Annotated in this window: 10 protein-coding genes; 3 read left to right on the plus strand and 7 right to left on the minus strand. The window is 63.6% G+C overall.

All coding sequences use genetic code 11. The features are described from left to right. Positions 1-61: 61 nt before the first annotated feature. Positions 62-709, minus strand: coding sequence for a response regulator transcription factor (locus X757_RS0133945; RefSeq protein WP_031244072.1), 648 nt, complete (start codon positions 707-709; stop codon positions 62-64). A 378-nt stretch (positions 710-1,087) separates the two neighbouring features. Here X757_RS0133945 and X757_RS150980 point away from each other — a divergent pair, with 378 nt between their 5' ends. Then, the gene (locus X757_RS150980; protein WP_245275064.1) at positions 1,088-2,167 is read left to right on the plus strand and encodes an OmpA family protein; all 1,080 of its coding nucleotides are present in this window, start codon (positions 1,088-1,090) and stop codon (positions 2,165-2,167) included. A gap of 56 nt (positions 2,168-2,223) precedes the next feature. Next, complete coding sequence (locus X757_RS150975; protein ID WP_023667915.1) at positions 2,224-3,468, plus strand: caspase domain-containing protein; 1,245 nt, start codon at positions 2,224-2,226, stop codon at positions 3,466-3,468. 57 nt (positions 3,469-3,525) lie between these two features. Here the strand turns inward: X757_RS150975 and X757_RS150970 are convergent, their stop codons facing one another. Then, on the minus strand, positions 3,526-4,089 hold the full coding sequence (locus X757_RS150970) for a hypothetical protein (RefSeq protein ID WP_023726325.1): 564 nt from the start codon (positions 4,087-4,089) through the stop codon (positions 3,526-3,528). Positions 4,090-4,318: 229 nt separating this feature from the next. Here X757_RS150970 and X757_RS150965 point away from each other — a divergent pair, with 229 nt between their 5' ends. Beyond that, positions 4,319-4,855 (plus strand): OmpA family protein, encoded by a 537-nt coding sequence (locus X757_RS150965; RefSeq protein ID WP_023682635.1) that lies wholly within the window; start codon positions 4,319-4,321, stop codon positions 4,853-4,855. Between the two features lie 79 nt (positions 4,856-4,934). On the opposite strand, the gene X757_RS150960 is transcribed toward X757_RS150965, so the two are convergent. The 5 genes from X757_RS150960 to X757_RS150940 all read right to left on the minus strand — a co-directional run bounded on the left by X757_RS150960 (position 4,935) and on the right by X757_RS150940 (position 12,804). Further along, positions 4,935-6,548 carry a caspase family protein gene (locus X757_RS150960; protein WP_023695271.1) on the minus strand — a complete coding sequence of 538 codons (1,614 nt, stop codon included), beginning with the start codon at positions 6,546-6,548 and terminating at the stop codon, positions 4,935-4,937. A gap of 265 nt (positions 6,549-6,813) precedes the next feature. After that, positions 6,814-9,210, minus strand: a complete 2,397-nt coding sequence (locus tag X757_RS150955; protein ID WP_023726327.1) for a M23 family metallopeptidase — start codon at positions 9,208-9,210, stop codon at positions 6,814-6,816. Further along, complete coding sequence (locus X757_RS150950; RefSeq protein WP_050485828.1) at positions 9,207-9,668, minus strand: DUF1036 domain-containing protein; 462 nt, start codon at positions 9,666-9,668, stop codon at positions 9,207-9,209. The genes X757_RS150955 and X757_RS150950 overlap by 4 nt, the downstream gene beginning before the upstream one ends. A gap of 11 nt (positions 9,669-9,679) precedes the next feature. After that, positions 9,680-12,049, minus strand: coding sequence for a serine/threonine-protein kinase (locus tag X757_RS150945; protein WP_023726328.1), 2,370 nt, complete (start codon positions 12,047-12,049; stop codon positions 9,680-9,682). Continuing rightward, positions 12,046-12,804: a PP2C family serine/threonine-protein phosphatase gene (locus X757_RS150940; RefSeq protein ID WP_023692196.1), complete on the minus strand. Its 759-nt coding sequence runs from the start codon at positions 12,802-12,804 to the stop codon at positions 12,046-12,048. The genes X757_RS150945 and X757_RS150940 overlap by 4 nt, the downstream gene beginning before the upstream one ends. Between the last annotated feature and the right edge of the window lie 57 nt (positions 12,805-12,861).

The raw sequence follows: 12,861 nt of genomic DNA on the forward strand, positions 1-12,861 counted from the left end.
TCCGGCCTTTTGTCGGCATCTTGTCGACGCAGCCTGCCTTGCCAGCTCGCCGAAGGTAGGATCAAAGCCCGCTTTTGTGACTTGGTCCCAGATGGTCGGAAGCTTCGCCAAAAGTCGCCCAGGCGAGTTCCGCCCTGCTGCCGAGGCGGAGCTTCTCGTAGACGTGATGCAGGTGCATCTTCACCGTGCCTTCGGATACATGCAGTCGCTGCGCAATGATCTTGTTGCGCAGGCCGCGTGAAACAAGGCCGGCGACTTCCGTCTCGCGTCCAGTAAGCTTTGGCGCGCGCTGAGGCAGCGATCTCGGCGTCAGCAGATGCTGGAGGATATGGTCGTCGACCCACTTTCGGCCGCCTGCCACTGCATTGGCGCATTCGACAAGGTAGCTGTGGCTGATGCCGTCCATCAGCAGGCCGTCGGCATCGAGCTTGGGGATTTCGTTGAAGTCGAATCCGCCGTTTGGCTGCAGGATGTAGATGATGCCCAAAGGGCTGCTGGTGGCTCTCAGCCTTGCGGAAAGGCCGGCCGTCTGCCGGTCCACACCATCCAACCCTATGATGACAAGATCGGGCCGGTGGCGCTCCACCAAGGGGAGAACCTCAATCGTGTGGTGGCATTCTGCGACAACGCTGTGTCCCGCCTTCCGCAAAACCCACTCCAGACCGGCGAGATACACCCCCCGCGGGTCCGCGACTACCAAGCTCGACATGGGAACACGTCCGTAAAAAACGCAACGAACTTTGTTTAATATGTCAAGAAACCAGAGCTTCGGTCGATTGTCAAGGAGTTGCTAATATTGTAGTATATTCAAGGCTATGAATGGCATTTTCTGCGTTCGACAGGCCCGCCGAAGCGCTCGTGATCGCGCAAGGCGCCTCTGGATTTGACGCCTGTTAAGCTGCCAGTGATGACGGATTTTTGAGCTGTCTTCTCCCCTTGGGCAGACAGGCGGAGCTACTCGCAAAGCCAAATCATATGTTCTATGCTCGCTGGCATCACTGCGTTCGACAGCCGTGATCGGAACTGAGGTCTGTTGTCCTGAGGCGGGGCATCAATGTTCGAGGTCGGCGGATTTTTTCGGCAACGAATGCCGTTCTCAAAGGGCCGGCGCATCGTCGGCGCCCTTGCTCTCGTCGCCGCTGTATTCGGGCTGTTGCTGCTCGCACCGGAAGTGGCGAATGCGAAGCCGAACTGGACGCTCGATCCGGCGAATTCGACGCTCACCTATCAATCGGTGAAGAAGAACACCATTGTCGAAACCAACAAGATCAGGAACCTCTCGGGCACGCTGACATCGGATGGCGCCGCCAAGGTCACGTTCGACCTCAACTCGGTCGACACCGGCATCGACCTTCGCAATGTCCGCATGCGCTTCCTGTTCTTCGAAACCTTCAAATTCCCGACGGCGGAAGTGACGGCGAAAGTCGATCCCGCCGCTTTTGCTGATCTCGCCACCAAACGGCGCATGAGCGCGCATATCCCGTTTCGCCTGAGCCTGCACGGCGTCGACAAGGACCTTGAGGCCAATGTCGTGGTCACCATGATCACCGACAGCATGGTGTCGATCGCCTCGGAGGCGCCGGTCGCCGTGCATGTCGAGGATTTCGGCCTGTTGCCCAACATCGAAAAACTCCAGCAGGCGGCCAATGTCAGCAGCATCGTCCCGACGGCTTCGGTGTCGTTCGACTTCGTCTTCACCGCTGATGGCGCCAAGCCTGCGGCCACGCCTGCCGTCGCGGCCCCAGCCGATGCCGGGCCGGTCGCCACAGATGCAGGCAAGACGTCCTTCAGCGACGATGAATGCCTGAACAGGTTCGAGGTGCTGTCGCGCACCGGCGCCGTCTATTTTCGCCCAGCCAGCGCTCGGCTCGATGAAAAGAGCCGCCCACTGCTGGCCGAGGTGGTCGGCGTCGTCGGCAAATGTCCGAAACTGAAGGTCGAGGTTTCGGGCCATACCGATTCCGACGGGTCGCCGACGGCCAACAAGAACCTGTCGGAACGGCGCGCCAAGGCGGTCGCCGACGCGATCATCGCTGCGGGCATTCCATCGGCGCAGATCACGGCTTCCGGCTATGGCGAGGAAAAGCCGGTGGCGCCGAACGATACGCCGAAGAACAAGGCGCTGAACCGGCGGATCGAGTTCTCCGCCACGCCGCTCGCCAACTGAGCCGGTCCTTAACTGAGAAGGCCCGTCAACCGAAAAGGAATCCGGTGCGTTTGGACATGATTGCAAGTTGCGGCAACTTCATGCGCGGCATCGGCCTCGCGGTGCTGGCGCTTGCGTTGACCATGACCATTACCATGACCGCGGCCAGTGCCGAACGCCGCATCGCCCTGGTGCTCGGCAATTCCCATTACCGGAACGCGCCGGTGCTGCCCAATCCGGTGAACGATGCGCAGGCAATGTCCGATCGCCTGAAGGGGCTGGGCTTCGAAATCGTCTCCGGCCTCGATCTCACCAAGGCGCAGACGCAGGAAAAGATCGCGCAATTCGCGCGGCAGGTGCGTGGCGCCGATATCGCGCTGTTCTTCTATGCCGGTCATGGCCTGCAGGTCTCGGGCAGGAATTACCTGCTGCCTGTCGATGCGGCGCTGGAGGACGAGACCTCGCTCGACTTCGAAGCCGTGCAGGTGGACTTCATCCTGCGGCAGATGTCGCGCGAGACCAGCATCAGGCTGGTGTTCCTCGACGCCTGCCGCGACAACCCGCTCGCCGATGTGCTTGCCAAGGAGACTGGCGGCGACAGCACGGCAAGCAGCGGCCTTGCCGAAATACCGATCGAGAATGGCGGCGCCGGCACGCTGGTCGCCTTCGCTGCCAGTCCCAACCAGCTCGCCTATGACGGACCGGGCGAGCACTCGCCATTTTCGGCGGCGCTGCTTGCCCATATCGGCGAGGTCAACGTCTCGATCACCGAAGCGATGAACCGGGTTACGTCGGATGTGTTCAAGGCCACAGCCGGACGCCAGCGGCCCTGGATCAACGTTTCGCTGACCACCGATGTCGTGCTTCACAAGGTCGATCTCAAGGCGCCGCTGATCGTCGGCGATTCCGGCGCGGCTGCGCCCGAAGGCGATACGCAGGCGCGCACCGGCGCGGCCGCCAATCCGCCGGGTGCGGACGCCGGCGAGCAGGCGCTGGAACAGCTGCGTGAGGAAATTCCGAAGCTGGGCTCGGACGCGCCAGTCCTTTTCGACGTTCCGGTCAATTTCGGCGACCCGGCGATCGACGGCAAGAGCATCGCCCAACTCATCCAGGGCAAGCCGCACTTCAGTCCGGTCGAGGGCCTGGAAAAGTCCGTCTGGGACAACCAGTGCAGCAACTGTCATCAATGGACCGAGGAGCGGCTGTGCGACCAGGCCAAGACCTACGTCACCAATGATGTCTCGGTGTTGCGCCTGCAACACCCGCTGGGCACGCGCTTCAAGGTGGCACTCGGCAAATGGGCGCAAAACGGCTGCAAATGAGACCGCCAACAATGGGTTGGATCAGATTTCAATGAAATCTCATCACGTCCAGAGCAATCAGGCTCGGCGCAGCGCCTCGGTTTCGGCCAGATGGATGCCCATCTCGACAAAGGCGGTGAGCACGGAGAAACGGTCCGCCACCGCAACCCGCGCCAGTCCGGCCAGTATGCCGGCATTGACGGCATGCGCAGCCGGCAGCGGCCGCAGCCTCGACCCGTTGGTCTGCGGCGTCAGGCCATTGATGTGCCGTTGCGCCGCTAGCGCGATCCAGCCGGCAGGCGTGTGCTGCTGCCTCATCGCCGCCCCGGCGACAGCCTCCCGGCGGCTCGCATTGTTGGGGTCGCCGACCCAGTCCTGGATCAGGGCCAGCGTTGCGAGATCCTGCTCTTCGAGCAGCTCGGTCAGATGCCCAAGGCACTCATGGCCCCACCAGATTGCGGCCCGGTCAGGCAGGAGATAGGCGCAAAAGGTAATCGCTTCCTCGGGGATGCGCCCGGCCATCAGCCGGCGGCAGAACTCGAGCGAGGGTTGGTCGGTCGGAACGGCCGTCATGTCCCGAGCGACAGCCGTGTTCGCGGCGAAGAGATCGCGTGCGGTCTGGAATCGAAGCCCGTTGACCATCGCTGCTGTTATCCTCCCCCAGCCCTCACTCAACCCGCCTGCGAGGCGCGGGTCAAGTCTGTCGACCACCACATGTCCATGACGTTGTTCACAGACAAACGCCTCACGGTTTGGTATATTCCACAGCCGACCGTGATCTCGACAGATCATTGTCGAACAGGAAGAGTTGGCCCGGATCCATGGATCGGGCCTGAGTGAAAATCGGATGCTCGAAACGGGAGTAACCGTTATGCAGCGGCACATTTCAGTCTTGGCATTGGCGACCGTGCTTTTCTCGACTCACGTCTATGCCGACCCACTTCAGAAATCGGAAGACATTGTGAAGTTCTTTGCCGGCACGATCGATCACGGCGCGGCACGCGGGATTTGTGTCGGCACCGAGGACGAGTGCAAGAGCAAGACCGGCCAGAAAGAAAAGCCTCCGGAGAAGACCGGCCTCGATATGCTGATCAATTTCAGCCTGGATTCGTCCGAGCTCGACGCCAAGGCGCGCAGCGAACTCGACGAATTCGCCAAGGCGCTGAAGGACGATCGGCTGAGCAAGCTGTCCTTCGTCGTCGAAGGCTATACCGACGCATCCGGCTCGGCGACCTACAATGAGGGGCTGTCGCAGCGCAGGGCGCAGTCGGTGACGGCCTTCCTCGAATCCAACGGCATCGAAGCCACCCGCATCAAGGCGGTCGGTCTCGGCGAGGCCAATCCACGCAACCCCGACCCCTACGATCCCGTCAATCGCCGGGTCGAGATGCGGATCAAGGCGCAGTAGCGTCGCCGGCTGCGTTTTCCGGCCATCAACGCCGCGCGTCCAACGGACACGCGGCGTTTTTGTCGTTCGATGTGATCGATCAGTTCTTGAGCACGCCGCCGACCGCTACGCCGGTGCCGAAGATCAGCGCCTTGGTCAGGAAATCATTGTTGTCCCGCGGCGGCGGCTCATCCTCGCGCACGACCTCCCGGTTGCGCCTTTTCTGCACGAACTGCTGCTGTCGGCGCGGCTTCTGGGCGTACTGCTTCTTGCGTGGCTTTTCCGCCACCGGCTTCAGCGTGCGGGCCTTCTGCACCATCTGTTTTTTCGGCTTGTCCACGCCGGCCTGGTCGGCCTCATGCTTGGCACGCACGGCCTCCATCATCGGATCCGTCTGGATAACCAGGAATGCCAGTTGCTCGCGCGTCAGGAAGGTGGTCGGAGGCAGCCCGTTCCCCTCTTGCCAGTCGCCGATCGCTTGCCGGGTCTTGGCGCCGATATTGCCGTCAACGCGGCCAAGTTCGTTGCCCAGCGCCTCGACGCGCAATTGCAGGTCGATGCGGCCCTGGCGATCGAGACCGATCGCGTTCTCCGTCGCCTCGGTGCCCAGCACCTTCTTCATGTCGTCCGAAATGCCGACCGAGGTGCGCACGGCAGAACCCGAGTTCGCTTCGTCGGCATCGAGCGCTGCCACCTGCCGTTCCTGGGCTTTCGGATCGTTCAGCGCATCGATGTTGAGCCGCGCCACCGTGGCGAAGCGGCCATTCGGGAACTGTTCGAGATAGGCTTCGTAGAATGGCGCGGTGTTGCGCTTCGAGGCCTCGTCCCAAAGCCGCTGCTCGACTTCCCACGAAGGCGGTTCGCTGGTGACGGGGGCAGGGGCGGGCGCTGTCGCGGCGTTCGCGTCGTCGGCGGCCGGTTTTGCCACCGGCACGGCTTCGGCGGCCGGTTTGCCAAGGAAAACCTCGCGGCCCAGCGATGCGTTGTGCCATGGCCGCTGGCGGCCTTGCGTGGTCTCGGCCACTTCGCCGCGCACCCGCGTCAGCGCGCTCTGGATCTCGATGCCGGGTTCGGTCAGGTGCCTGGCGAGCGCGGTCGAGTAGGGGCTGTCGACGCCGTTGCCGTCAAAGGCGATGGCGCCCGGGTCGGTGGCATAAGCAATCAGGATGCCGCCGGTGCCGACGCCCTCTGATTTAGGGTCGATCGGCGCCAGGCCGGTGCCCAGCGCGGTGGAGCGGGTCTTCGGCATCGCGGCCGCCAGTGTGCGTGCCAGCGGATTGTCGCGGCAGGCATCGAGGATGATGACGCCGACCGCCGGGTCGGGTGGCAATGCGGCCATGAAGTCGTCGATCTGGACGGTGCGGGTCTTGAGATAGGCAGGTGACGTCAGTTCGGCGTCGACCGGGATCAAAAAGTTCTTGCCGTCGACCTGCATGCCGTGGCCGGCATAGAAAATGACGGCGAGGTCGGCATCGTAGGACTGCTCGGTGAATTTGCTGATCAGGCTGTGCATGCCGGCATTGTCCTGGTCGACGCCCTCGATCACCTCGAAGCCGGCATTGCGCAGCGTCGATGCGATGAGATGCGCGTCATTGGCCGGATTGGGCAATTCGACGGCATGGACGTATTTGCTGTTGCCGATGACCAGCGCGACGCGTTTGACGCCACCGGCATCCGGCGCCGCCGCCTGGACGGTGCCAAGCGCGGTCAGCATTAACAGAAAAAATCCGCTCAAAAGGACGGCAAACGCTTTCATGGGATCGGCCCTCCGCCCCAATGGGGCGCGTTATTGATGGCTGCGCATGCTAAATTTCACCAGCGACTGTATCGCTTCTGCCAAAATGGCTGTTGGGCGTATGTGATCCCAGCCACAGTTTTGGTTCACAAGGACCCAAAAACCTTCCCAAATATCCGCAAACATACCATTCGCCGGCCTCAGAACCAATCGGCTTGGCGAAAGCCGGGGCGAACTGCCAGCTCTAGCCCGGCTCAAGAGTATTTTGGATCGAGCCGACCAGTGCCGTTATCGCCTGCTTGTATTTTTCGAACTCCGGCGATGTCTGGCGGACTTCCGTCGTCGTCTGCTGGCCCGCATCGGTGGTGGCGGGCGTCGGCAATTTGCGGCCCATCTTCCGTTCCGCCCAGTCGACGACGTAGCTGGCGGTCTTGCCGGCAAGAAACGGGTTGGCCTGGATAACGGACGAGCCGAGCACGGCGCTCAACTGCGCCGATCCCGGCGACGCCAGCACCTGATGTGCGCCTTCCATGCCGAGGAAATGGCAGAGATAGAGCCGGCCGGCGGTAATCTGATGGCCGCGCGCCTTGAGATAGGCTTCGCCCTCGCGCGCCAGATTGCGCACCATCTCACGCGAGATGGTGGCGTCGTAGCGCAAAGCGAGCAGGTCTGCGGTCGACAGCGAGCGCGCCAGTTCGGGACGATAGGTGTTCATCATCCGGATCCAGGTCTTGGATATGAACTGGCCGGCGCCTGTTGCCGAAGACAGCGGGTTCTTGGCCCGCGCGCTACCGCCCGATTCGACGTGGACGATACGGTCGGTCAGGGTTTCGACGGCGGGATCGCTGGAAGTGACGGCGATTGCAGCGGTCACTGTTCCGAGCGGATCGATCGCCTGACCGCTCTGATAGAGTTCGAAATGCAAATGTGGCCCGGTCGACAGGCCGGTGGTGCCGATATAGCCGATGATGTCGCCGGCCTTCACCTTGGTGCCGACACCGCTGGCAATGGCGAATTTCGACATATGCGCGTAGCGCGTCTCGCGGCCGCCGCCATGGGCGATTTTGACCACATTGCCGTAGCCGCCGCCGTCGCCCTGGAAGATGATCTCGCCGTCGAAGGCTGCGGCGATCGGCGTCCCCACGGGTGCTGCCCAGTCGACGCCCTTATGGATGCGAACAACGCCCAGGATCGGATGCTTGCGCGGCCCGAAGGTCGACGTCATGACACCGTTGACCGGCGTCACCATGCCGTTGGCCACCGTCAGCGAGCGCACCTGGTCATCGCCCGAGACGCAGGAAAACTGGCCGTCGCTCTGCTGGAAAACGAAACAATCCAAGCTCTTTTGCGTGCCTTGGATACCGACATAGAGCACCCGTCCGTCGGTCTCGTTCTTGCCGCGCGGCGTCTGCGAATAGATCAGCACAAGACGCTGGTCCTCGCTGGCGAAAGCATCCAGATCCTGTCCCCGCGACAGATACATGATGGCTTCGCCAATGATGCCGCTCGGCACATTGTTGCGGGCCGCCGTCGAATAGATCGCGTCGAGCAGGCGGTATTGTCGTTTCTGCGTGCCTTCGGTCTCGGCGCCCGAATAATTGAACAGGTCCTCGCGCACCCACGGGTCGACGCCCGACACGAAGGCACCGGCCGCGTTGCGTGTCAGCGTGCCGACAAAGACGTTCCTGGCGTAGATCGAGACCTGCATCAGCGACATCGTCGTGGTCTCGCGCGTCGGCCTAAAGCCGCGCATCGCCACGACATAACCAGGCTGCAGGCCGTCCTTGTCGAACAGCGCCTTCAGCGCCTCGCCGGCAAGCTTTGCGTCGTCGGCGGAAAAATGCGCATCGAGCGCCACGCTGTCCAGGCTGCGGTCGTTGAGGATTTTCACGAAAATGTCCTCGGTCGCCTCGAAGCGCTGATGTTCCGAGCTGACGTTGGCAACGCTGGTGTTGTTTTCGACCGCTGTCTTCTGAAAGGCGGGGAGTGCTGCTTCGCCCTCATCGATGGTCTCGCCCCAGCCGGCCTCGGGGTCATCGGCCGCCGCCGATGCACCCGGAGCAGCCTGCGGGTCAGGAGCTGGGCCGGAGGCCGCCGGAGCCCCGTCCGCGCCGGGCGATGGTTGAAGATCGTTCTGCAGGTCATTCTGCGGATCGTTGGGTTCGGCGGGTGGCGCGACCGCGGTCTTCCGCTGCGCCTGGAAGAAGGCGAAATCCTCCTGCGTCGAGGGGATCGTCGTCATGAATTTTTCGCTGGCGCTCAGCATCACGTCGGAGAGAACCATGATCTGAGGGGAGATGCCGGCCTGGTCGAGCTCCGTCGGGCGCGGCATCCCGCGGCTCTTGGCGGCGCCCGCCTCCGGCGCCAGTGTGATCCACATCGGGTCGCCGGCAAGGTCGATGATGGCCGGCACGTAGACCGATGCGTCGGCCGGCACGTCGTCCGAGTCTTCGACGGCATGCAGTTCCTCGTCCTCGTCGCGGAACGACCAGTAGTCGGCGGTAAGATAGAAGCCGGTGGCAATCGCGGCGAGGACGATTGTCGCCAGGCCAGCCGCCAGCCCGAGCCAGATCCTGCGCCTGCGTAGCGCGGCGCGCGCCTGCTTCTTTGCCTTGAAGCTGGTGTCGATGCTGTGCGTCACGGTGCGCTTCCGGTCAGGAAGAAGGTCCAGCGCACCTGTTCCTGCGTGTCGACTTCGAGAAACTTCGCCGCGATATGGCCGCGCTGCCAGCATTCATCGATGCCGCGGATCGAGAACCGCCGCCGCTCGATGCACATGTCGGTGGAGCCTGCCAGAATGGCGTGGCCGAAGACATCCGTCGCGTAGATGTAGATGTAGCGGTTGGTCAGCTCCTCGCGAATGACGTTGACGCATTGATTGGCGCCGATGGTCCACCAGCCATCGGTCTGGTCGGCATCGTCGACCTTCTGACCGACGGCAAGATTGACGACGTCGAGCGTCTGGTTGCAGACGGTGAATTCGGCGCGCGCATGCCCGGTGGAAAGAAGCGCCAGCAACAGCGTCGCGACCGCGCTCGCGGCGAGCTTCACGCGCACGTTCCGGGCAAGCAGGACGGGATCTCGGCGACGGCGTTGCATCGGCGTCGGTGCTAGCCGCCGAGGCGGAAATATTTGGCGGTCGCCGAAAATGCCGAACTCCTGGCGCCGATCTCGTCGAGTATCCTGGGCAACAGCACCGAGGCCGGCGTCGGCGTTGTGAAGTCCGCCGCCTTAATGTCCTGCGGCCCGGTGATCACCATGATGATCTGCGGCAACGCCTTGCCTGCCGCCTTGTCGGCGGCGCCGAGCCCGATCGGGATCGAGAAGGTCGCCTTGTCGGCTTGTACGACAACATGGTCGTCGAGGTTGAAGGCGATGCCCCTGTGGTCGATCAGGAACACGCTCGACACCAGCCCGCCATGCGTCACCAGCGTGCCGTCGATCGGCGAGCCGTCCGGCACCGATGTCTGGTCGAGGACAAGCTGCGGCCTGTCGGCCGTGCTCGCGCCCATGAAACGCAGGAAGCCGGTGATCCCGCATTGCGGGGGCTGGATAAGGCGGACGCTGATATCCGGCTCGACATGGAACTTCGCCTGGAATTCCCCAAGCAACTGTTCGAAGGGTGGCACCGACGTGCCGAAGCCCTCGATCGCGACACCCTTGTCGGTGGCCGACGTCACCGTCGCATAAAAACAGTCACCACCATTGAAGGCGCGTACCCAGGTGACCCGCTCCGCGGCCGCATCGGCCGGTGGCGGCACCTCCGGCTTGGGCACGTTCATGGCAATGTCGGGCTCTGCCGGCTTGTCGGCCTGCTCACCGCTGGCGATATCGGGCTGGCTCGGCTTAGGCTCCGCGGTCGGTTCAGGCGCCTGCGCCTTGGGCTCGGGCGCTTGAGCGGTGGGTTCCGGCGTCGGTGCTGTGGGTTTGGGGGCCTCGGCCGTCGGTTCAGGTGTTTGCGTGGCTGGCGCTGTCGCCTTGGGCTCTACCGGCGGACTGACAGGCTCGGGGTTCTTCGCGGCATCGGACTGTGACGGGCCGGATGGCGGTTGCAGCGCGACGGTCTTGTCGGTTGGTGCGGCCGGCAGCGGGGCCGTGGCGCTCGACGCGACTGGCGGCGTCGGCTGCGGCTCGACCGGCGCTTTGGCCTGATCTTCAGCCGGAGTCTCCGCTGGTTGCGGCTTTGGCACCGTCTTCTCGACCGGCGCAGTGTCCGAAACGGGCTTGTCAGCGACGATCGGCTTTGTCAGTTCGGGTTGGAGCGGCTTGCCGGTGTCGGTGACGCGAGGCCGGTCTCCGAATCCCACGATACCCGATGCATAGAGCCCTCCAAGCGATACCACGGCCACCGCCGACAGCACCGCGATCGTCAGATTTCTGCCTGTAGTAGCACGCTTCGGTGGTGTGCTTGCTCGCTTGGGAGTTTCAGCAGCCGGTTTCGGGTGCGACAGGTGCGCCGGGCGCACGTGCGGCACGAAAGACGGCTCCGCCGTGCCGCTTGGCGGGGCCGAACCGAAGCCTTGGGCCGGGGAGTCCCCGACCTTCGAGACAGGCCCTGCGGTCTGCCCGGTTCGCGGCAGACCGGGCCGGGGCGCGAGCGATGCCGGCGGCAAGGTCGCGTCGCTGTCGTCGCGCGTCAACCGGGCGATTTCGGCCATGCTGGCCGGTCGATCATCCGGGTCAGGCTGCAGCATCGCTTCGACAATGTCCCTGAAATCGGCATCGATGCCGGAGAGATCAGGGACGGTCCGCCGTTTTTCGACGATCTCGTATTGCGAGCCGCCCATATCGATCGGCTTGCCGCGCAGCGCCGCCGCCAGCACCAGCCCCAGGCTGTAGATGTCGGACTGTTCGCTGACCTCGCCGCCATAGAGCCCGAGTTGCTCGGGGGAGACGTAATTGTATTTTCCGGCAAACTTGCCGCCGATCAGCGTCTCGCCACCGACCGCGGCCGATCGCGCAATGCCGAAATCGATGATCTTTGCCCGCTCGACCCGGCCGCCCGGCAGGATGATGTTGTCGGGCGACAGATCGCGGTGGATGGCGCCGGCCTGGTGCACGGCGCTCAGGCCCGAGGCTAGCCGGTGGCACAGTTTGCGCACATCCGGAGTCGCCATCGCCCCGCCGCGCATGACGTCGTACAGCGACTGGCCGTCGACGAATTCCATCGCCAGATAGGGCCGCCCGATGCCGGGATCTATGGTGAAGACGTGGTAGCGCACGACCGCGTCATGCGACAGATGGTTGAGGATCGAGGCTTCCTTGCGAAACAGCGACAGGATCGTCTGATCGCGGGCGAATTCCGGCAGCACGATCTTGATCGCGACATGATCGCCGGTCTGGATGTTGTGGCCGCGATAGACTTCGCCCATGCCGCCCGACGCGATGCGTTCGTCGAGCTCGTAGATGCCGCTGAGCTGCGTGCCGACGCTGGTATCCGCCATGTTGGGCAATAGCCGGGTCTTGTCGTCGGAGCTCATCGGTCGCGGCCTTCTGCTCGGGACAGGCCATTGCCTTTGTCTCTGATCTTGACCAGAACGATGGTGACGTTGTCGGTGCCGCCGCGCTCAAGCACCATGGAAAGCAGCTTTTCGCAGGCAGCCTGCGGCGCTGCCGAGAGCACTGCAGCCGCAATCTCCGCGTCACTGACATGCGCCGTCAGGCCGTCCGTGCTGAGGATGAAAATGTCGCCGGCAAGGGTCTCTCCCTGCTGGAAGTCGATGGCGATTTCGTCGTTGACGCCGATGGCGCGGGTGATGACGTTGCGGCGCGGCCAGTTCTCCGCTTCGGCTGCGCTGATCGCGCCGCTGTCGAGCAGTTCCTGGACCTCGGTGTGGTCGCGCGAAATCTGCGAGATCGCGGCGTTGCGCACGAGATAGACGCGGCTGTCGCCCGACCACAGGCAGGCGAACCTGCCGTCCATGGCCAGCAGTGCGGCAACGGTGGAGCCGATGGTCACGCCGCGTGAGCGCGAAATCCGGCGGATCTCGGCATGCGCCCGGTTCAGCCGATCCTCAAAGCGGGCGCGCAGATCCGGCGCCGAACTGGCGATGCCGATCGTCGCCAGATGCTCGACAATGCTTGCCGAAGCGACTTCTCCGGCCTCGTGCCCGCCCATGCCGTCGGCCACCACCCAGAGGCCGATCCGCGGCTCGACCAGGAAGCTGTCCTCATTGTGGTCGCGCACGCAGCCCTTGTGGCTCACGCCGTAGCTCTCAAAGGCGGCATCGTTCACTTGCCTACGCTCCGCAACGCCTTGGCTGACGTGCCTGGCCAGTCTGCCACAGCCCCA

The sequence above is a fragment of the Mesorhizobium sp. LSHC412B00 genome, from assembly GCF_000503035.1.
Classification (GTDB): domain Bacteria; phylum Pseudomonadota; class Alphaproteobacteria; order Rhizobiales; family Rhizobiaceae; genus Mesorhizobium.

What these genes read in the sequence shown, in the direction of transcription:
- X757_RS150980 (WP_245275064.1), top strand. Translation starts at nt 1,088, where the DNA reads ATGCCGTTCTCAAAGGGCCGGCGCATCGTCGGCGCCCTTGCTCTCGTC.
- X757_RS150950 (WP_050485828.1), bottom strand. Translation starts at nt 9,668, where the DNA reads ATGCAACGCCGTCGCCGAGATCCCGTCCTGCTTGCCCGGAACGTGCGC.
- X757_RS150960 (WP_023695271.1), bottom strand. Translation starts at nt 6,548, where the DNA reads ATGCTGACCGCGCTTGGCACCGTCCAGGCGGCGGCGCCGGATGCCGGT.
- X757_RS150975 (WP_023667915.1), top strand. Translation starts at nt 2,224, where the DNA reads ATGATTGCAAGTTGCGGCAACTTCATGCGCGGCATCGGCCTCGCGGTG.
- X757_RS150970 (WP_023726325.1), bottom strand. Translation starts at nt 4,089, where the DNA reads ATGGTCAACGGGCTTCGATTCCAGACCGCACGCGATCTCTTCGCCGCG.
- X757_RS150965 (WP_023682635.1), top strand. Translation starts at nt 4,319, where the DNA reads ATGCAGCGGCACATTTCAGTCTTGGCATTGGCGACCGTGCTTTTCTCG.
- X757_RS0133945 (WP_031244072.1), bottom strand. Translation starts at nt 709, where the DNA reads ATGTCGAGCTTGGTAGTCGCGGACCCGCGGGGGGTGTATCTCGCCGGT.
- X757_RS150945 (WP_023726328.1), bottom strand. Translation starts at nt 12,049, where the DNA reads ATGAGCTCCGACGACAAGACCCGGCTATTGCCCAACATGGCGGATACC.